Origin of the sequence: Erysipelothrix larvae (assembly GCF_001545095.1) — a bacterium.
Lineage (GTDB): Bacteria > Bacillota_I > Bacilli_A > Erysipelotrichales > Erysipelotrichaceae > Erysipelothrix > Erysipelothrix larvae.
This window is the reverse complement of sequence record NZ_CP013213.1, coordinates 1,610,920-1,629,715: the sequence shown is the minus strand read 5'-3', so window position 1 is coordinate 1,629,715 and position 18,796 is coordinate 1,610,920. Positions and strand designations below refer to the sequence as shown.

21 protein-coding genes are annotated in these 18,796 nt (G+C 38.6%); 17 read left to right on the top strand and 4 right to left on the bottom strand.

The genetic code is table 11. The annotated features are described in order from the left end of the window. Positions 1-10 precede the first annotated feature (10 nt). From AOC36_RS07610 to dagF, 12 genes are all read left to right on the top strand, one after another. The gene (locus tag AOC36_RS07610) at positions 11-787 is read left to right on the top strand and encodes a Cof-type HAD-IIB family hydrolase (protein WP_067633033.1); all 777 of its coding nucleotides are present in this window, start codon (positions 11-13) and stop codon (positions 785-787) included. A gap of 220 nt (positions 788-1,007) precedes the next feature. After that, complete coding sequence (locus AOC36_RS07605) at positions 1,008-1,829, top strand: Cof-type HAD-IIB family hydrolase (protein ID WP_067633030.1); 822 nt, start codon at positions 1,008-1,010, stop codon at positions 1,827-1,829. Between the two features lie 134 nt (positions 1,830-1,963). Continuing rightward, the gene (locus tag AOC36_RS07600; protein ID WP_067633028.1) at positions 1,964-2,758 is read left to right on the top strand and encodes a DUF3658 domain-containing protein; all 795 of its coding nucleotides are present in this window, start codon (positions 1,964-1,966) and stop codon (positions 2,756-2,758) included. Between the two features lie 496 nt (positions 2,759-3,254). Continuing rightward, the gene (locus tag AOC36_RS07595) at positions 3,255-5,117 is read left to right on the top strand and encodes a BglG family transcription antiterminator (RefSeq protein WP_198401165.1); all 1,863 of its coding nucleotides are present in this window, start codon (positions 3,255-3,257) and stop codon (positions 5,115-5,117) included. After that, a complete protein-coding gene (locus AOC36_RS07590; protein WP_067633024.1) occupies positions 5,114-5,464 on the top strand; it encodes a hypothetical protein in 351 nt (116 codons plus the stop codon). Before AOC36_RS07595 ends, AOC36_RS07590 begins: the two co-directional genes overlap by 4 nt. Beyond that, positions 5,461-5,823, top strand: a complete 363-nt coding sequence (locus AOC36_RS07585) for an SFCGS family glycine-rich protein (protein WP_067633022.1) — start codon at positions 5,461-5,463, stop codon at positions 5,821-5,823. The genes AOC36_RS07590 and AOC36_RS07585 overlap by 4 nt, the downstream gene beginning before the upstream one ends. Further along, entirely contained in the window at positions 5,813-6,106 is a 294-nt protein-coding gene (locus AOC36_RS07580; RefSeq protein ID WP_067633020.1) for a DUF4312 family protein, read from the top strand. The genes AOC36_RS07585 and AOC36_RS07580 overlap by 11 nt, the downstream gene beginning before the upstream one ends. Next, complete coding sequence (locus AOC36_RS07575; protein ID WP_067633017.1) at positions 6,107-6,829, top strand: DUF4311 domain-containing protein; 723 nt, start codon at positions 6,107-6,109, stop codon at positions 6,827-6,829. Positions 6,830-6,846: 17 nt separating this feature from the next. Next, positions 6,847-7,509 (top strand): DUF4310 family protein, encoded by a 663-nt coding sequence (locus tag AOC36_RS07570; protein WP_067633014.1) that lies wholly within the window; start codon positions 6,847-6,849, stop codon positions 7,507-7,509. Continuing rightward, positions 7,509-8,618 carry an amidohydrolase/deacetylase family metallohydrolase gene (locus AOC36_RS07565; RefSeq protein WP_067633011.1) on the top strand — a complete coding sequence of 370 codons (1,110 nt, stop codon included), beginning with the start codon at positions 7,509-7,511 and terminating at the stop codon, positions 8,616-8,618. The genes AOC36_RS07570 and AOC36_RS07565 overlap by 1 nt, the downstream gene beginning before the upstream one ends. Continuing rightward, the gene (locus AOC36_RS07560; RefSeq protein WP_067633008.1) at positions 8,618-9,739 is read left to right on the top strand and encodes a DgaE family pyridoxal phosphate-dependent ammonia lyase; all 1,122 of its coding nucleotides are present in this window, start codon (positions 8,618-8,620) and stop codon (positions 9,737-9,739) included. Before AOC36_RS07565 ends, AOC36_RS07560 begins: the two co-directional genes overlap by 1 nt. Further along, positions 9,723-10,457: a 2-dehydro-3-deoxy-phosphogluconate aldolase gene (gene dagF / locus AOC36_RS07555; RefSeq protein WP_067633006.1), complete on the top strand. Its 735-nt coding sequence runs from the start codon at positions 9,723-9,725 to the stop codon at positions 10,455-10,457. The genes AOC36_RS07560 and dagF overlap by 17 nt, the downstream gene beginning before the upstream one ends. Before the next feature lie 67 nt (positions 10,458-10,524). Here dagF and AOC36_RS07550 read toward each other — a convergent pair whose 3' ends face one another. The 4 genes from AOC36_RS07550 to AOC36_RS07530 form a co-directional block, all read right to left on the bottom strand. Continuing rightward, on the bottom strand, positions 10,525-11,004 hold the full coding sequence (locus AOC36_RS07550; protein WP_067633001.1) for an AraC family transcriptional regulator: 480 nt from the start codon (positions 11,002-11,004) through the stop codon (positions 10,525-10,527). After that, positions 11,004-11,384 (bottom strand): AraC family transcriptional regulator, encoded by a 381-nt coding sequence (locus AOC36_RS07545; RefSeq protein WP_198401164.1) that lies wholly within the window; start codon positions 11,382-11,384, stop codon positions 11,004-11,006. Before AOC36_RS07545 ends, AOC36_RS07550 begins: the two co-directional genes overlap by 1 nt. A 542-nt stretch (positions 11,385-11,926) precedes the next feature. Beyond that, on the bottom strand, positions 11,927-12,178 hold the full coding sequence (locus AOC36_RS07535) for a PF20097 family protein (RefSeq protein WP_067632997.1): 252 nt from the start codon (positions 12,176-12,178) through the stop codon (positions 11,927-11,929). Between the two features lie 92 nt (positions 12,179-12,270). Further along, positions 12,271-12,531: a DUF1294 domain-containing protein gene (locus AOC36_RS07530; protein ID WP_067632995.1), complete on the bottom strand. Its 261-nt coding sequence runs from the start codon at positions 12,529-12,531 to the stop codon at positions 12,271-12,273. A gap of 374 nt (positions 12,532-12,905) precedes the next feature. On the opposite strand from AOC36_RS07530, the gene AOC36_RS07525 reads away from it, so the two are divergent. The 5 genes from AOC36_RS07525 to AOC36_RS07505 all read left to right on the top strand — a co-directional run bounded on the left by AOC36_RS07525 (position 12,906) and on the right by AOC36_RS07505 (position 18,795). Continuing rightward, positions 12,906-14,687, top strand: a complete 1,782-nt coding sequence (locus AOC36_RS07525; protein ID WP_067632994.1) for an ABC transporter ATP-binding protein — start codon at positions 12,906-12,908, stop codon at positions 14,685-14,687. Position 14,688: 1 nt separating this feature from the next. Next, positions 14,689-16,554, top strand: coding sequence for an ABC transporter ATP-binding protein (locus AOC36_RS07520; protein ID WP_067632990.1), 1,866 nt, complete (start codon positions 14,689-14,691; stop codon positions 16,552-16,554). 118 nt (positions 16,555-16,672) lie between these two features. After that, on the top strand, positions 16,673-17,218 hold the full coding sequence (locus AOC36_RS07515) for an SOS response-associated peptidase (RefSeq protein ID WP_067632989.1): 546 nt from the start codon (positions 16,673-16,675) through the stop codon (positions 17,216-17,218). Between the two features lie 12 nt (positions 17,219-17,230). Beyond that, the gene (locus AOC36_RS07510) at positions 17,231-18,250 is read left to right on the top strand and encodes a Gfo/Idh/MocA family oxidoreductase (RefSeq protein WP_067632988.1); all 1,020 of its coding nucleotides are present in this window, start codon (positions 17,231-17,233) and stop codon (positions 18,248-18,250) included. Positions 18,251-18,387: 137 nt separating this feature from the next. After that, a complete protein-coding gene (locus tag AOC36_RS07505; protein ID WP_067632986.1) occupies positions 18,388-18,795 on the top strand; it encodes an Rrf2 family transcriptional regulator in 408 nt (135 codons plus the stop codon). The last annotated feature ends 1 nt before the right edge of the window (position 18,796 follow it).

The window sequence follows — 18,796 nt, the reverse complement described above, 5'->3', positions numbered from 1 at the left end:
ACAGGGTATTATGCAGAACATAAAAATTATCTTTTTTGATGTCGATGGGACATTAATCGACATCCATACAAAAACAATGTCACCAAAAACAGAAGAGGCACTATTAAAACTTCAAGCCAATGGAATCAAACTATGCATCGCAACGGGAAGACCGTTATCTAAAGTACCACGTTTTGATAATATCCAATTTGATGCTTATCTCACGTTCAATGGGTCATATTGTTCAACAGAAACTGACATCATATACCATCAACCCATTCCAAAAACAGATGTTTTAAAAATTGTAGAGAATGCTCAGGCAATTAATCGCCCCGTTTCAGTTGCGACTATCCATAAAAGTGGAGCAAATGGCCGTGACCAAGCGCTGATTGACTACTATGCAATATCAGAACAAACCGTTGATATCGCTGAGGATTTTGATGCAATGATCCAAGAAGACATCTATCAAATTATGTTAGGACTAGATCCACACCAATACGATGATTTACTCAAAGACGTAGAGGGAGCTCAAATTACTGCATGGTGGGATTGTGCAGTAGATGTCATTCCTAAGGGTGGCAGTAAAGCAGTGGGTGTTCGCGAAATATTGAACTATTTTAACCTAACAACCCAGGAATCAATGGCCTTTGGTGATGGTACCAACGATGTAGAAATGCTCCAAGCAGTTGGGGTCGGTGTTGCGATGGGTAATGCTACGGATAATGTTAAAGCCATCGCAGATGATGTATGTGAACCGGTCGATCAAGAGGGTATTTACCAATACTGTATGAACCATAATCTTATCTAATAAACACACGGTCTTCATTTGAGATTACCATGAAAATTAATACCATATTTTGCTGATTTCTTTTTGATATAGACGGTTTTTATACAAATTCGAAAGGTAAAAACCCATAAAATCCACCAACTTTTGATTCGTGATGATACTTATTTTCAGATAATCTTTGATTTGTTTTGAATGTGGTAAAATAAAGACAATAAAGACACGCAAGAAAGGATTTAAGTTGATGGAACGACTCACAGAAGTAAAGTTTATAATTGCTGATATTGACGGAACAATCGTTAATGAAGCACGTGATTTAACCCCGAAAACAAAGGAAATACTCCAAGCAATGAATAAGCAGGGGATTTTATTTGGTATTGCCTCAGGAAGACCCGTTGATGAGGTATCAAGAACGGTTCACAATTGGGATTTAGGATTTGAAGCAGATTGCTATATCGGCATGAACGGAGCAGAACTCTTTGATTTACAAACACAAAAACAATACGATTACTACATTTTAAAAAAAGAATGGATCAAGGAAATCATTGATCTCATGAAACCATTCAGTCAAGAACCATATATTTATTCACACGGTGTGATTAAATGTGTTGAGGATAATTTACAAATCAGTAAGTCTGCTCAACATGCTCATAAAGATGTGATTGTTGTCGAAGATATTTCTGAACTGTATGAAGAAGATAATGGAAAAGTCATGTTTAGACTGGATGAAAACAAAATGGCAGAAGTTGAAGCACACTTTGAAGCCTTGAATCTTGAACACTATAAAGCATTCAAAACACAACCAACACTGATTGAGTTTGCTAATCGAAAAGTCTCAAAAGCTTATGCACTGCATAAATTTTGCGAGATGCGCGGGATTGCAATCGAACACGTTGCTGCCTTTGGAGATACATCGAATGACAACGATATGCTAGAAGCCAGTGGTATTGGAGTGTGTTTAAAAAATGGAACGGATGATACAAAAGCAATCGCCGACTACATTACTCAACTTACCAACGAAGAAGATGGGTTTGCTGATTTTGTAGCACAATACATTCTAAACTAGAAACGAAAAAAAGGGGCTCACCCTTTTTTTGTTGGATCACTTGTGCTCATAACCTGTAAGGGCTTAACGGATTGTTAAGCTCCTATTATATTGCGTGTGCTCATATGATATAATGAGACAAAGGAGGGGTGGACATGTTAGATATTGTATTTAATGATAGTTTTCATGCTTCGCTTGCCATAAAAACACGAAATGCAAATAAAGATCCAGAGAACATTATTGGACTGGGACATTTCTTAGACTTAGGCGATATTAGCGAAACATTTGATTCAAACCAACGACTCAATAGCCTCAAAGAACTCTTTTCAATTTATTCATTCACTGATGAAGATGTAGAGGCAATGTTTTCAGATCGCATTAAGGGGCGAGAAAAACTCTTCAAACACATCCGACAGCACGATCTCTTACAAGTATGGGTGGATAATACGCCAGAAACTTGGTGTGGTCTGTATCATCTTTGTTATGTATTACAAAACCAATCCTACACACTCAGAGTTAATCGACTTGAAACCAATGTAAAATATAATGTTACGTATGGTTCATGGCGCGAAGTGAATGTTGAATCAATTGATGATATGATCGGACACACTGAAATACTGAATGAATCGACAAAAGAAGTCATGGCGCAACAGTGGGAAACACTCGCAGCTGAAAATGCGAACCTCAGAGTGATTATCAATGGGATGTTGATGTCTGTAAGGGATGATTTCTATGATTTTTTAATTGATAAATGGACACCAGAAGGACCGTTTGCGATTGCAGAATTGATAGGTCGCATAATTGGAAATGAAATGCCAGGAATTCGTGATGTTTGGCTCTTTCATCGGATTCAACATCATCTTGAAACCCATACGTTTCGCCTTGTTCAAAAACAGGCTCAAGTATCCTTTGATGACTCACCGTTTATGGATATCATTGAATTAGTTTAACCTCACATAGTAGGGGATGATGAATGGCATGATTTGGTATTTTTAGCGTAATCATAGATAAAGTCAACATAATGCATGCAAACCATTCAAGACATTCTATGAAATCTAAAAAAATTGGCAGATGTTATAAAAAAACATCTGTTTTTATTTTGCTTATAAGACCAGGTTTTACCCATAAATTATTAGAATTACACAACAGATTCATTGAATCAAGGCGTTGAAAACGCACTGAATATGCTTAAATAAAAGCCAATCATACATTTGATTTAATTCTCTATAAATGCACCTTTTACCCTAACTATTTTTATCATTATATTCTTACTGTGTGGTTGGTATAATGTCACCATAAATGATGTAAGAATTTAAAAAATGCATCAATTCAAAGAATTTTTGCACCTTATATTTAGTAAAGTGCAAACTAAAGAAATGCACGTAATGTTTGGGTTGATACACTATAGAAGAGGTAATCTGTATGCGCACCATCAAGAAAAGACATATGAACATTATTAAGAAGCTCTACTATTCAGTCACACCGATCAGTACTGAAATGTTGTGTTCGTCATTGAATGTGAGCCTTCGTACGATTCGATATGATATGGCACAAGTTAAAGAGATCTTGGCTGAAATTGATGTTGAACTGATTGTGAAAAGTGGGGTTGGGTATACGGTGTTAAACCGTGACAAGTCAAAACTCTCTTCAATCTTCGCTTTTGACCTATCCGAAGAAGAAATTGATGAGCGAACCTTTCGTAAAAATACGATTATATTAACCTTACTTGTTCAGCGAAGACCCCTAAGTTTAACCCAACTTGCTCACAGTGTATACATCAGTGAATCATCAACCTCAAAATGTGTCCATGAGATTAATGAAGACATTAAGGCATCAGGGTGTGTGATTGAGGCCAGTAATATGGGATATATGATTGTGGGATTGGAACATCAACTGCGCATCTTGATGACTGAGAAGATCATGGAAACCATCAGCACGCACTACAATCTTTTGGACTATTATGATGTGTTGCCAAAGCAGATTAAACAACAAGTCAGCCCAGAGCGATTCAAAGTGATTATTTTAATCCTAGACCGTGTGAATCATCAATTTCATGTGTGGCTAAGCCAACACTCATTTATGAAACTAATCTCAGCAATTATAACACTTGAGATTCGGATCAATTTAGGATTTAGAGATAACGGTTCACAAACATTCGATCACGTTGCATTTAAATCAGAACGTCACTATTGTGAGTTTCTTTTTGAACACTTATTTACGACATGTCATGAGGAATCAGAAGTATGGGGGTTTATTTCGTTTCTTGTTGATGAGGGGATTGTGGTAATTAGTGAAGAAGGGAATACGTCGCATGTGAGTCATATCTTAGTGGATGAGATTATTGAGTATCTGATCCACCATAATTATCCAATTGACCCACTACCGCTTGCTGATGACTTGCGCAAGCATATCAACGGTTCAATCAAAAGACAGCGCGTCGTATTAGCCAAAGACTTTAATCCACTGCTTAACCAAGTTAAACAACAGCATGCAGAACAATTTGAACTGGCAAAACGGATTAATGAAAACGTGATTCAAAAATCACCCTATGCGTATGCAGTCAGTGAAGATGAACTCAGTTTTATCGCAATTTATCTTTACAAGAACTGGTTGAAAAAACCGGAATTAAACCATCCAAAGGTGTATGTTGCCTGTGCTTCAAGTCGAGGGGTATCCAAACTTCTTGAAACACGGATTAAGCATGTATTTCCCCAAATTGAAGTTTTGGGAACCTTAACCATCAATCAAATGTTGAATAAGAAACGGTATCAAGATGCTGACTTTATCATCTCTACCATTCCTGTCAAAGACATTTCGATTCCGGTGATTCATGTAACCCAGCTCTTAAATATTAAAGATATCGAGCAAATTCAACGCCTATTGAATTATGGCATTGTATCGCGTGTGATGCCAAATACATCCAAACAAAGCTTGGGCGAATTTCTTGAGAAGCAATTTCAAGCTTCCAATGCAAATACCTATATCAGCGTTGAAAAACTCTCATCGGTAATCTTGAATATTTTGGATGTATTAATGTCATTGGATGAAAAATATGGAGTCAACGATCAAAAAATACTGGGCATCTTAATTCACTGTATCCTCGCTATACCCCGTTGGATCGAATCAAAAGAAGTCCATGACGCGTTTGTTATGAAAGCACTGGATGACATTGAAACCAATCACAACGTTGTCTATATTCAATTTGAACAAGTCTTTGATTTGATTGAACAAGAACTGGGCGTGCTTTTAAATATCCAAGAACGAATGAGTTTTTTTGATTATATTATTGAAAGGAAAGACGGACAATGAAACAGACCTTACACGAAGAGTTAAGACAATATTTCGCGAATATTGACACCTTGCATCAAGAAATCAAAACGATGGAAGATGCAATTGAAACCTTGAACTTCAATCAAGAAATCCTCGATGATATCTTGTTTTGGAATCATTATTTATCACTTGTAGAGCGTGTATACAATCACGCACAAAATGATCTTGAGTTTGAAGATACAGGAGAAATTCCTCAGGAGTGTATTGATGTGTCAAAAGAATTATTTAAGACACACAAACTGCTTAAGGACTATGATATTACAGATTTTGAAACGTATTTATTTGCGATTTACTTTGCGAAAAATAGAAAGGAGGTGGACAAATGAAACGACCAATCGTAGTTATTGGACACCGTATGGGAAAAGGTCAAAATACTGCCAAAGGCATTGAAGATGCTGGGGGAACTGCTATTGTAGTTGAAGGAATGGCAGCAGACATGAAGCTTGGCGATGCAATGAAGGAACACAACGCTGACTTTGGTATCTCATTTTGTGGGTCAGGGGGAGCTGGAGCAATTACTGCAAGTAACAAATATGGTTACAAAGCAAAACATCACTTAAGAACCAATGAAGCAGGCGTTACCGCAATCAATGAAGGCGTCGAAGTATTGGGCTTTGGATTTATGGATACTGAATCTTTAGGAAGTGATTTAGCGAAAGCTTGGATCAAACGAAATGACTCATAATCATCTTGTTGAAGATCACTTAGTGATGCATGTCAAAGGACATGGAGCATCCCAACACAGTGCTGTTGAAGATGCGTTTAAGTCAATGCGCCTTGAACTGCAAACGCTGATTAAAGATCCAATTATCAGTGTGAGTGCTGATGCAATTGAAGTTAAGAACATTCAAAAAACGCAAGCGAAGGAAGCGTTCTTATATTTCTTTTTTAAACGGATTGTGGATTCATACGCACTTGAATTGAACATTCACTTAACAGTCAAATACTTAAATATAGGAGGCGAGTAAATGATAGAGTTTGAAATTATTATAAAAGCAATTATCGTCGGTGCACTATCAGGTGGCGCAATCGCTGCGGGTGCTGCACGTATGTTTAGAGCCCCTGAAATACAAGGGATGGGAGCATTTAGAACATTAGGAGAAATGAATGCATGTAATGGAGACTCTGTTTCACACTTCTCCTTTGGTCTTGGATTCTTTATTACTTCTGCTGCTTCAGCAATCGGAACAGGGGCATTAACACAAGATATCTTACACCGTGTGATTCCAAACTGGACTGCAGCTGTTATCAACTTAAATAAGAAAAAGGACTACACGAAAACCATCAGTTCAAATCTTATTGTTGGTGCAATAATTGGTGCCAGTGTCTTTGTTTTCTTAACAACTGCATCAGGTCTTGTACCCAAGAATATTGCGGAAGTAGCGGGGAATATTTTGGCCCCTGCATCCACCAACATGATTAACATCGTGATGCCACTGATCTTTCTATGGGCAGCACTTGATGCTGGACAAACTGTTGGTGCTTATGCACTTGTCCTTGCAGGTGTTATGCAGATGATATCTGGAAACTCTCTACCGGGTATAATCTTTGGAATTCTTGCAGGAACCTTAGCGCAAGAAAAAGGAACGAAAGACAAATCATTCAGACTCATGCTTGCAGTTATCGTGATTATGATTTGTATGATTGCGTACTTCCGTGGCTTCCATAAGACAATTCTTGGTCTATTTTAAGAAAGGAGACCCACTGTATGAAAGAAAAATTTGAAGCATTCTTAGAAAAAGATATCGCCTTTATTTTACTGCTCGCACTGGCATCAGCTGGTGTTGTTGGGGCTACAAGTATGTATTTAACACATGGCGTAGGACTCACAAACGAGATCTATATTGCGGAGTTTTTAGATCAAGGAAAGAGTACAGGTGCCTATGATGCTGCACTCGCATTCTCTTCTGCATTTCTGATTGCCCGCATTCTTGAAGGGCCACTTGTCGGAATTTTAGATATTGGGGGATCCTTAATGACCGGTATTGGTGTTGGGATTCCAGCAATCTTACTGACTTCTAATATGGGATTTTTAATTGATAGTTTTATCCTCGCAATCTTATCTGGGTTTGTGATTGGCGGGAGTATTGGTGCACTCATTATTTTGATTCGTAAGTTTACACCCACAAACTCCTTAGGAACAGCAACTTCAATCATGATCGGTGCTGGAAATAAAACCGGAGACGCATTAGGGCCTCTTGTAATCCTGAGTGCAGTTGCCTATGGACCATTTATTGGGATTGGCTCTGTCATTGGTTCACTGGTCTTCTATAAGATTCACAAACCAATTGTTGGGGGTGCAATCTTAGGTGCGATTATTATGGCTGCATTCAATGTACTCGTTGGTATTCCACTCCCTGTTGTAAGCTAATGCGCACACTCATCACAAACTGTGTTCTTGTGGATCAAACACATCCACTTCATAAGTGTCAAGTAAACATACTTGTGAAGGATGATGTCATTGAATCCATCACACAAGAACCATGTACAGATTTCGACACAGTGATCGATGCAAAAGGGGGCTATGTCAGCCCTGGTTGGATTGATATCCATGTGCATTGTTTCCAAGATACGACAGACTTAGGAGTGGAAGCAGACCGTATCGGAGTAAAAACAGGTGTCGTTTGTGTCATTGATGCAGGATCCAGTGGATCGGATACAATTGATACATTCTACAATCAAGTAAAAGACAAACAAACAATTGTGAAAGCATGGATCAACATTGCGAAATCAGGACTCATTGATCGTTTTGAACTGAAGGATCCTGACAATGTAGATATTGATGCGACAATTGCGAAGATTCAAGCCTATGATGATTTTGTAGTGGGCATCAAAGTACGAGCATCCGGTAGTGTAATGGGCGAAGATACTGTGACACCATTTCTTAAGGCGCACACAGTGTCAAACACAACCAATCGTCCCATTATGGTTCACTTTGGAAACAACCCACCTACCATTCATGAGGTGCTCAAACAAATGCGTGAAGACGATGTGTTAACCCATTGCTTCCATGGCAAACCAAACAATATCTTGGATGGTTTGCATATCAAGGACCTTGTGCTTGATAAACGCAAAGAAGGGGTTCTATACGATGTTGGACACGGTCAAGATAGCTTTAGTTTCACGATTGCGAAACAAGCCATGTCCAATAATTTTGAACCCGATAGCATTAGCACAGACATTCATAAGTACAATGTTGAAACACCGGTCGGTTCTTTAGCAGGTGTTATGACGAAGTTTCTAAATATGGGCTATAGTCTTGAGAATGTGGTTCATCTTGTGACATTGGGTGCTGCAAATAATGCGAAACTTAAAGGGTTTGGAATGCTAAAAGACGGTGTGAAAGCACACCTAACATTCTTTGAAGTGGAAACTGTAGATACAACTGCAGTCGATTCCAACAATGAATCCATCCAAATCCACAAACAAATTACACCAAAAGGTTGTATGATTTCAGGAGTATATACGGAGGTACACTAATGGTCTATCTAATGGACAAGATAAATGGGTGCATTAATGCATCCGGACGGATGACAAAATTAGGAGTCTCAACACAATCACACGGTGTGAAAGACGCCATGAACTATGGCGCTTCAAACTACTTTTTAATGGATGATCTATACAAAATTTCCGGCGAAACCTTGGCATCACTCTTTGATGCACCCGATGCAGTTATTACCTCAAGTGCATCCGCAGGGATCAGTTTAAGTGTAGCGGCGGTTTTATGTAAAGATCATGACGCACAAATTCAAAAGATTCACGATTCCAGCATGCAGGATTATCCACATGAAATCGTGCTTCCAAAAGGACACAACGTTGACTTTGGCGCGCCAATACAAACCATGATAGAAACAGGCGGGGGTTGTGTTATTGAAGCAGGTTATGCAAATAAGTGTACACAACGCGATGTTGAGCTGTGTATCAATAAAAAAACAGCGGCACTGATGTATGTAAAAAGCTCACACTGTGTCCAAAAAGATATGCTATCTCTTGAGGAAATGCTTGACATCGCACGACAGTTTAAAAAACCATTAATTCTAGATTGTGCAGCGGAAATTGACTTCACATCATTTACGAAAATGGGGATTGACTATGTCATCTATAGTGGCTCAAAGGCATTGATGGGACCCACTTCAGGTTTTGTGTTGGTTCAATCACAGGATGATGCAATCAACCTAAGAAAACACATCTATGGTGTTGGACGTGGGATGAAGATTGGTAAAGAAAACATCTTTGGATTGATTCAAGCAGCCTATGAATATACCACTTCATCACAAAACTTTGAGGTATCTTATGATGATTTGGATCCATTCATTGAGACACTGAATACCATCAACGGTGTTTATGCGCAAAAAATCAAAGACGAATCAGGACGGGACATATATCGGGCTAAAGTTCACTTTGATGCACAAATCTTAGGAATAAGTGCACACGAAATAATCCATCGTCTCGAAAAAGGAACACCACAAATCTTCACACGTAATTATGATGCAAATCAGGGGATGATCAGTTTTGATCCAAGACCCCTTCAGCATAAAAATGACTTAGATATTATCATTAAACGAATCAAGGAGGTTTTGAGTGATGTTGAAGTTTTATAAAAATAAACTCTGTTTAAACGTCTTGGCCAATTCAGTTGAAAATGCCAAAGCAATCTATGAAGCCTGTGATGGCCATGTGTGTGTTGGGGTATTATCCTCAAACTATGACAGTATTGAAGAAGCGGTTAATGATATGCTTCAATACTGTGATGTCATCAACAACAACGTATCCATTGGATTGGGTGGGGGAAATCCAAAACAAGCAGACATGGTATGGCGTATTGGAGCACATGTTCCTGCAACGCATATTAACCAAGTCTTTACATCCGTAAGTGCAACACGTGCTACGTGCATCAATGAACATGCACACATCAATGCACTTGTGTCACCCAGTGGAACACCTGGGAAAGTTATCATCTCAACGGGAGCGAATGCATCGCGTGCTCAAAAACCAGCCATTGTATGTATTGAGACCGCAATCGCTATGATCCAAGATATGGGGGGTAATTCGATCAAGTTTTTCCCAATGAAAGGCTTGTCCACAAAAGATGAATACATTGCAGTATGTGAAGCCTGTGCTAAACATAAGTTTGCACTTGAACCTACCGGCGGTCTTGACCTTGATAACCTAGAGGAAGTGTTAAGAATTGCCCTTGATGCAGGGGTTCCAAAGATCATTCCTCATGTTTACTCGTCAATTATTGATCAAGAAAGTGGGAGTACCAAGATCAATGATGTACAGACAATTATGAACATCTTTGATGCAGTAACAGAATAATTAAGTGTCTATTTTTCAACTTACATTAAAAAATGCCAAGGAGTGTATCTTCTTGGCATTTATTGCATTATTGAATCGGAACATAGATGTCAACGCTACTTGATCCTTTAAAGTTTCTTGGTGGCTCAGTGACATATAGCTCAAAAGGCAATGCATCACGGACTGGATACGAAGTCCAAATATCAATCATTGTATTCCATGCAAGCCCATATTCATTGAGCTTTAAGTCAAAAGTTCCAACGCAAAACTTACCCGATAATGTCAGTGTTGAGATTTCATTTGTTTCATCAATGACTGCAGTGGAAGGTATCGTCATTGCGACACTGGTTCTAAGGTTATCACCGTGTGTAATAAATGGATTATCATGATATAGGGTTAAGACCTTGGTTTCACCTTCAATAATTAGATCGTGTTTTTTTGCATACTCAAATAATGTGTTAAACATTGCGCGTGAGTGCTTACGAAATGCTGCATAAGAGCCTTTAAACCGAATGTATATGAGTTTAAGGCTGATGTCTTCTTCGATTCGAATATGTGGTTCATTCATTATGATGTCCTCCTAGTTGAAGTATATCGAAATGATCCATGAGAAGATTGTGAAATCTTGCGGTTTTTAAATTCAGAGGGTGTCATATGAAACTGCTTTTTGAATGCACGAATATAAGCGCTTGCATCACAATACCCATAGGCATAAGCAATATCTGTAAGACTGGATTGTGTATCTACTTTAAGAAAAAGAGCAGAGCGCTCCATTTTTATACGCGATATGAATGCATGCAGTGTCTCATTGGTGGCTTGTTTAAAGAGACGGTGAAAATGATACTTAGAAACACCGATGTGATTCGCAATATCATCAAGCGTTATTTTTTCTTGAAGATGGTCTTCGACATAATCTTCAGCTTTGTTTATGATGTATGTTTGGATCATACATCTATTATAACCTTTGGATTTGAACCAGTAAACCATATCTTTAAAATGGGTGATAAGTATCATGAAGTCGAAGGCTTTGTCACTAAACGAATGGGTTTTTCAAAAAAGGAAGGTAGGCGTATACCCATAAGTTTCCTCAGTGATGTCAAAACGAAACGAAGCAGGTTTCAAAGAACTTATAAACATTTGTATTTCATGCCTTTAGTTTTTGCACTTGTGATACTCACTTCAGGCGGAGATTTAAAAATGATAGGTATTAAAAAATCCCAAGCAGAGTTATGAATTTGAAGGGTTTTTAAGATTTCCATTAAAATATGTCATGATTGGAAAACTTAAACCGAAGTGTCAAGGGATTGTTGGATACATCAAATCCAGGGATTGAGCTATCATGCAAACGATGTTCAAGTTAAGATTGGGTCATTTGATTTGATTCAGGGGTACTTCTTTTTTTAAGAAAGTAGTTATAGGGATGACTTCTTAAACGATATTAAAAATCTGAAACCACAGGTGTGATTTCAGATTCTTGTGTACGCTAATGGTCACTGTTTTTTACTAAGATATGCTTTTTCATCATATTCAACAAACAACATCTTACAGTGTTCACAACATGATGCTGGAATAGACCAACCATGATCATGATCAAATCGTGCTAAACGGATTTGGTCTTTTTCAAGATTCCATGTTGCACTCACGGTGTCACATCGATTTGTGTCAGACCATGATAAGATAGCACTGCGATTGTTGATGTATCCTAAAGTAAGTAGAGATCCACAACGAGGACATTTATGCATATAAAGTACCCCCCTTATGATGGCAATTATAACACGAAATAACACAAGTGCATCCATCTATTTTTTTTGTTAATATAAATTAAGCGTTCCCATTAACAATAAGCCCATATTAAGAGCGCACATTGTGCAAAAATTATGAGTGGTAACCCAAGCATAAACCGTTTGTGTTTTGTTTTATGGCGAATGACTAACATTGTAAGAATCATCGCCAATGCCCCACCAAACACCGCCAACATAAAAAGGGTGGACTCCTTAATGCGCCATCGTTTATGGATTGCTTGTGATTTGTCATACAGGGTCACAATACTTGAGATACAGGATATCACAAGAAGGTAAAGTGTGAGTGGATTCATCGGATCATTCCTTTCAATAACGGGTACATTACTTCTATTATACTTAAATCCAAAGACATTTCACACAGCATCACCTCAATAAAATATCAGAAAAATGGTTTATTTTACGAAATAATTTATGAATTTGTTACTGTTTTCACATAAAATCCCAAAAAGTTATTGATTCATGGGGTGAATAGTGCTAAGATTGAGTTGGTTGTTAACTTAAGAGAGGAGAACAAGATGATGTTAAATTTAAATGCACAATTTACAGTAACTTATATGGCTTCGTCTTGTTTATTAAACGAAGCAAAAAAATAGCGTCGTTTTTGATGGATTAATTATAATACCGTTGCAAGACCACGTTTGTGTGTCTTTTTTTATTGGAGGAACGTATGAAATACATAAAATTTGTGATGCGATATTTGGGCAAATATCGACATCTTATATGGGTCGTGGTTGCTTGTACAGGGTTGCACGCACTCTTTAACTTAGTTTCGCCCCTTATCATCAGCTTCTTTATTGACTATGTCATTGATTCAAAAGCTGTACCATCGGGGTGGCAAACCACGGTCATGACCTTTTTTGGAGGCCGTGATTTCTTGCGCGATAATCTATGGATTAGTGCTGTGTGTATCATGGTATCTGCCATTATACAATCGCTTAACGTATGGATTCGTGGCCGTGCCCTTGCAGATTACTCAGAAGGATTTACTGAAAACCTTCGAAATGAACTCTATGCACACATTCAAAGACTGCCATATGGCTATCATGTGAAAGCACAAAGTGGAGACTTAATCCAACGTTCAACTAGTGATGTGGATCAGGTGCGTAAATTCTTAACCAATCAAATCCGTGAGATTGTCTTTACAACCGTAATTGCAATCGCATCGGTGTCCATCTTATTCTCAATGAATGCCTTTCTCGCAAGCATTGTACTTGTGGTATTGCCAATCATCTTGATTGTATCTTGGGTTTTCTTTAAACGCATGCAAAAAGAATTCAAGAAAGCTGATGAAGCGGAAGCGGAAATGTCATCCAGCATTCAAGAAAACCTTCACGGGGTTCGTGTTGTGAAAGCATTTAACCGCGAACTTTATGAACTGGAACGCTTTGAATCAAAGAACGCGAAATTTCGCGCATTGAGTTTAAATGTTAACCATCAACTCGCTTATTATTGGGCAATCTCTGATGCTATTTGCTTTATAACAATCTTAATTATTATCGTATTAGGGATACAGGAATCCCTAAAAGGAAACCTATCAGTGGGTCAGTTCTTTGTCTTCATCACCTATATTTCAACGGTACTATGGCATGTACGAAGCTTTGGACGCGCACTTTCTGATATGGGGAAAGTTACCATTGCGATTAATCGTCTTGAGGAAATCTTTGATGTAAAACAAGAGGATCTTGTTTCAGGTGACTCGCCAACCATTGATGGCGATATTGTCTTTGATGATGTCGTCTTCCAATACGATGATGGCACAACACCCGTACTCGAAGGCCTCAGCTTTACCATTGGCAAACATGAAACAGTCGCAATTATGGGACCTACTGGAAGTGGTAAGAGTTCACTGATGTACCTACTTACCCGTCTATATGATTACAACAGTGGGGACATCACCATCGGGGGTCATTCGCTGAAATCAATGAACCGTGAACACTTACGAGCAAACATCGGAATTGTCCTTCAAGAACCGTTCTTATTCTCACGAAACATCATTGAGAACATTCGAATTGCCCATCCTGTCGCAAGTGATGACGAAGTCTATGAAGCAGCACGTCGCTCTGAAATGCACCATGTTATCGATCAATTTGATTTAGGGTATAACACAATTGTGGGTGAAAAAGGGGTCACCTTATCGGGTGGACAAAAACAACGGATTGCGATTGCACGTACCGTGATTAAATCACACCCAATCTTAATCTTTGATGATTCATTGTCTGCGGTGGATACACAAACAGACAAGAACATCCGTGAGCACCTGAAAACCTTGAGCGATGCGACCACATTAATTGTGACCCATCGTGTTGCATCGGCGATGGATGCGGATAAAATTATTGTCTTAAAAAATGGTAAAATAGAACAAATCGGAACGCATGATGAATTGATGGCTCAAGAAGGCTTGTATCAATCCACTGCGAAAATCCAAAATATCTATGGAGAGGAGGCGTAACATGCAAGAAAATCAATTCAAAGAAGAAGAATTTGAATCCAAAAAAATAGACATCACGCTGTGGAAACAAATCTTTAAACTTTTATTTAAACACAAGAAATTTGTCTATGGACTCATTGGATTCAACATCGTCGTCACAATCTGTGATGTCGTCTTTCCAATGATGAACCAATATGCGATTAATAACTTTGTTATGGTTGAAGGGGACCATACAGGAATGTCGTTGCAAGTCTTTGCACTGCTATATGTGAGTTTGATTGTCGCAATTACCATTGGTGTATATGGGTTTATTCGTATGGGTGGTAAAATCGAAAACGCCTTTTCTTATGACATTCGTAAACTGGCTTTTGAGAAACTGCAAACCCTGCCATTCTCATACTTTGATAAAACACCATCGGGATGGATTATTGCGCGTATGACCAGTGATATCTCACGCTTGGCAGAAATTGTATCTTGGGGACTTTTGGATATCTTTTATGGCATCATCATGATTACCTTAGTGGGGATTGTGATGTTGAGTATCAACTGGAAATTGGGTCTGATGGCCCTTGCTGTCTTCCCAGTGATGCTTGTAATTGCCCTTTGGTTTCAACGAAAAATCTTAGTGCAATACCGTGATGTTCGAAAGATTAACTCACAAATTACCAGTGGGTTCTCTGAAGGGATATCGGGAGCAAAAACGACCAAAACACTCAGTCTTGAACAAAGTCATGATGAATCTTTTAGAAAACTTACAGGGAACATGCGCACAAAATCTGTGAAAGCTGCCTATTTCAATGCACTCTTTTTCCCAATTATCCTCAGTTTAGGATCCATCAGTACAGCATTACTGCTATGGCAAGGGGGCCAACAAGCCCTTATGAATGCCATTCAATTTGGAACCTTAGTGATGTTCTTACAATACGCACGTCAATTTATGGATCCAGTCTTTATGCTTTCTGGATGGCTTGCGGAAATTCAAATGGCACAAGCCAGTGCAGAACGCGTTATATCCTTATTGAATACTGAAAGCACATTGGTTGATTCAGAAGCAGTCATTGAAAAATATGGAACCCTTCTCAATCCTAAAGAAGAAGCCTATGAACCCATTGTAGGTGATGTTGAGTTTAAAGATGTAACCTTCCACTATAACCCTGATGAGCCGGTCTTAACACACTTTAACCTCAGTGTAAAAGCTGGACAAAGTATTGCCTTAGTAGGTGAAACAGGAAGTGGAAAGAGCACCTTAGTAAACCTTTTATGCCGATTCTATGAACCGGTATCTGGCGAAGTCCTTTTTGATGGTAAAGATTACCGTGAACGTTCCATTGGATGGTTGCATTCAAAGATTGGATATGTGCTTCAAGCACCCCATCTATTCTCTGGAAGTATCTATGAAAACATTCGTTTTGGCCGCCTTGATGCAACGCGTGAAGAAATTATAGACGCTGCGAAAACCGTTCATGCTTATGATTTCATCATGAGTATGGATAAAGGGTTTGACAGTGAAGTTGGTGAAGGTGGCGGCCGCTTATCAACGGGTCAAAAGCAACTCATTTCCTTCGCACGTGCGGTCCTTTCAAATCCATCCATCTTTGTCCTTGATGAAGCAACTTCATCCATTGATACGGAAACAGAAATGATCATTCAAGACGCCATTGAAGGCCTTATGGAAGGGAAGACAAGTTTTATTGTTGCCCATCGATTATCTACGATTGTGAATTGTGATCGCATCTTAGTCATTGATAAAGGACGCATCTTAGAAGATGGATCTCATCAAGAACTGATGAAGCAAAAAGGACGGTATTACTTACTTTACACTAATCAATTCCATGAAAGTGTTGAATTTGCGCAAGACGTAAACGAACCCTTGATTCAAGGAATGTAAAGCACAAACAAACACGTTAGCATCAAATCGCTAAGGTGTTTGTTTTTTATTGGGTGAAGACAAAGAAAAGCGCTGGAATTCATGGTATATTATTAGAGTAGAAACGGTGGTGAATCCTATGTGTGGACGCGTCTTTATCAGTAAAGAAACCGAAGAACGCTTAGAACGATACATGGACCCTTATGAATTTGAAAAAGTGAAGCTGGGAGAAGTCTTCCCAGGGGATACATTAGCAATCCAAACACGAGAAGCACCCCTTGCAATGAAGTGGGGTGTCAAACCCGAATGGTCCAAGTCAATGTTAATCAATGCCCGCATTGAAACAATTGCAGAGAAACCCTTCTTTAAACAAGAGTTTAAAACCAAACGCTGTGTTGTGATGGCTTCTTCGTATTTTGAATGGAAACGCGAAGAATCCATAAATCAAAAGTATCAAATTTCAATAGAAGCACCGCTTATTTATCTTGCAGGAATCCTTAAAGAAGAAAAAGGTGAGCATAAGGTCATTATTCTTACAGAGCCTTGTCAAGATACCCTCGCATGGATGCATGATCGAATGCCCGTTATCTTATCCAATGAGGAAGTGGTTGCTTATCTTAATGGCAAAGATGATATCCTCACCCAACACCGCCATCACACGTTTATCGTAGAAAAAACATCATAAAAGGAGACACGCATGCTAACACTCGCATTTATCGGAAATGGTAAAAGTACCAATCGCTATCATTTACCTTATGTACTGACTCGTAAAGACACGTTGTGTGTAAAGACAATCTATAACCATCAAATTAAGTCTTTTAAGTGGGACAAAATTGAAGGGGTTCATTATACAGATAACCTTGATAATGTACTAAATGATCCTGAAATTGATGCAGTGATTGTCTGCACACGCCATGATTTACACTATGAATATGCGATGAAAGTTTTAGCAAGTAAGAAACACTGCATGGTGGAAAAACCGTTCATGGAAACCCTAGAACAAGCTAAAGAAGCCTTTGAATATGCACATCAACAGGGTGTCATCCTTCAAGCATACCAAAACAGACGCTTTGATAGTGATTTTCTCACCGTACAAAAAGTTATTGAATCAGGTGTCCTTGGCGATGTGTATGAACTGGCGATGCATTTTGACTACTACCGTCCAGAAATCCCAGAAAGTGTCCAGTCATTTGAACCTTCAGGATCAATCTTATACGGTCATGGAAGTCATACTATCGATCAAGTCCTCAGTTATTTTGGTGACCCTCAAACCATTCATTATGATGTGAAGCAACTTCTGGGACCGGGTCGCATGAGTGATTACTTTGACCTTGATCTTAATTATAAAAACCTTAAAGTATCCGTCCGTTCCAGCTACTACCGGGCCAAACAACGCCCAAGCTTCGAAGTTTATGGAACACAAGGTACATTCATCAAAGAAACAAAAGACCGCCAAGAAGAGCACTTAAAACTCTTCTACATGCCTGGTGAAAGCGGATTTGGTGTTGATGATGTCCAACATTATGGAACCTTAACCTATTATGACGAAAACGGCATCTACCATGAAGAAAAGGTGATATCAGAAGTGGGAGATTATGCCTGTGTCTATGATGATTTCAGGGATGCGATTTTATTAAATAAACCACAAACAATTACACCACATCAAACGCTTCTTCAAATGAAAATATTAGAAGAAGGTATGAAAAGGATACAATAACATCAAATGCGTTTAAAAAAGACATACACATGTCTTTTTTATAGCTCGAATCAAACCGTTTATAAAATATTTTATGAGCATTTCATTTGGAAATAAATGCCATTGTAGCTACAATAGTTACATTGAAAGGAATACCTATGAAAAACAATGAACAGTTTGCAGTCGCAATTCATATCTTAACCTACTTATCATTAAGTGATAAAGACTATGTAACATCAGATGAAATTGCGCACAGTGTAAACACAAGCAGTGTTGTTATACGTCGTATTATTGGCCTGCTTAAAAAGAGGGGACTCATTCTAACCAAACAGGGCGTCGGCGGATCAAAACTTGCGAAAGATCCGCAAGACATTTCTTTGTATGATGTTTATTGTGCATTGAATTCGGTTTTAGCCTTTGGATTACACAGCAACATCAATGAAGATTGCGTAATCGCCAATCAAGTGAATGAAGCAATAAAGGGTTCGTTGCAAGATAGTTATGATGCTTTCAATGAAAAATTGGGACAAAAAAGTATCCAAGATATCGTCAATAAAATTAAGTAGA

Excerpts from the sequence above, each read along its gene's own strand:
- AOC36_RS07610 (WP_067633033.1), top strand. The coding sequence starts at position 11 with ATGCAGAACATAAAAATTATCTTTTTTGATGTCGATGGGACATTAATC.
- AOC36_RS07605 (WP_067633030.1), top strand. The coding sequence starts at position 1,008 with ATGGAACGACTCACAGAAGTAAAGTTTATAATTGCTGATATTGACGGA.
- AOC36_RS07600 (WP_067633028.1), top strand. The coding sequence starts at position 1,964 with ATGTTAGATATTGTATTTAATGATAGTTTTCATGCTTCGCTTGCCATA.
- AOC36_RS07595 (WP_198401165.1), top strand. The coding sequence starts at position 3,255 with ATGAACATTATTAAGAAGCTCTACTATTCAGTCACACCGATCAGTACT.
- AOC36_RS07590 (WP_067633024.1), top strand. The coding sequence starts at position 5,114 with ATGAAACAGACCTTACACGAAGAGTTAAGACAATATTTCGCGAATATT.
- AOC36_RS07585 (WP_067633022.1), top strand. The coding sequence starts at position 5,461 with ATGAAACGACCAATCGTAGTTATTGGACACCGTATGGGAAAAGGTCAA.
- AOC36_RS07580 (WP_067633020.1), top strand. The coding sequence starts at position 5,813 with ATGACTCATAATCATCTTGTTGAAGATCACTTAGTGATGCATGTCAAA.
- AOC36_RS07575 (WP_067633017.1), top strand. The coding sequence starts at position 6,107 with ATGATAGAGTTTGAAATTATTATAAAAGCAATTATCGTCGGTGCACTA.
- AOC36_RS07570 (WP_067633014.1), top strand. The coding sequence starts at position 6,847 with ATGAAAGAAAAATTTGAAGCATTCTTAGAAAAAGATATCGCCTTTATT.
- AOC36_RS07565 (WP_067633011.1), top strand. The coding sequence starts at position 7,509 with ATGCGCACACTCATCACAAACTGTGTTCTTGTGGATCAAACACATCCA.
- AOC36_RS07560 (WP_067633008.1), top strand. The coding sequence starts at position 8,618 with ATGGTCTATCTAATGGACAAGATAAATGGGTGCATTAATGCATCCGGA.
- dagF (WP_067633006.1), top strand. The coding sequence starts at position 9,723 with ATGTTGAAGTTTTATAAAAATAAACTCTGTTTAAACGTCTTGGCCAAT.
- AOC36_RS07550 (WP_067633001.1), bottom strand. The coding sequence starts at position 11,004 with ATGAATGAACCACATATTCGAATCGAAGAAGACATCAGCCTTAAACTC.
- AOC36_RS07545 (WP_198401164.1), bottom strand. The coding sequence starts at position 11,384 with ATGATCCAAACATACATCATAAACAAAGCTGAAGATTATGTCGAAGAC.
- AOC36_RS07535 (WP_067632997.1), bottom strand. The coding sequence starts at position 12,178 with ATGCATAAATGTCCTCGTTGTGGATCTCTACTTACTTTAGGATACATC.
- AOC36_RS07530 (WP_067632995.1), bottom strand. The coding sequence starts at position 12,531 with ATGAATCCACTCACACTTTACCTTCTTGTGATATCCTGTATCTCAAGT.
- AOC36_RS07525 (WP_067632994.1), top strand. The coding sequence starts at position 12,906 with ATGAAATACATAAAATTTGTGATGCGATATTTGGGCAAATATCGACAT.
- AOC36_RS07520 (WP_067632990.1), top strand. The coding sequence starts at position 14,689 with ATGCAAGAAAATCAATTCAAAGAAGAAGAATTTGAATCCAAAAAAATA.
- AOC36_RS07515 (WP_067632989.1), top strand. The coding sequence starts at position 16,673 with ATGTGTGGACGCGTCTTTATCAGTAAAGAAACCGAAGAACGCTTAGAA.
- AOC36_RS07510 (WP_067632988.1), top strand. The coding sequence starts at position 17,231 with ATGCTAACACTCGCATTTATCGGAAATGGTAAAAGTACCAATCGCTAT.
- AOC36_RS07505 (WP_067632986.1), top strand. The coding sequence starts at position 18,388 with ATGAAAAACAATGAACAGTTTGCAGTCGCAATTCATATCTTAACCTAC.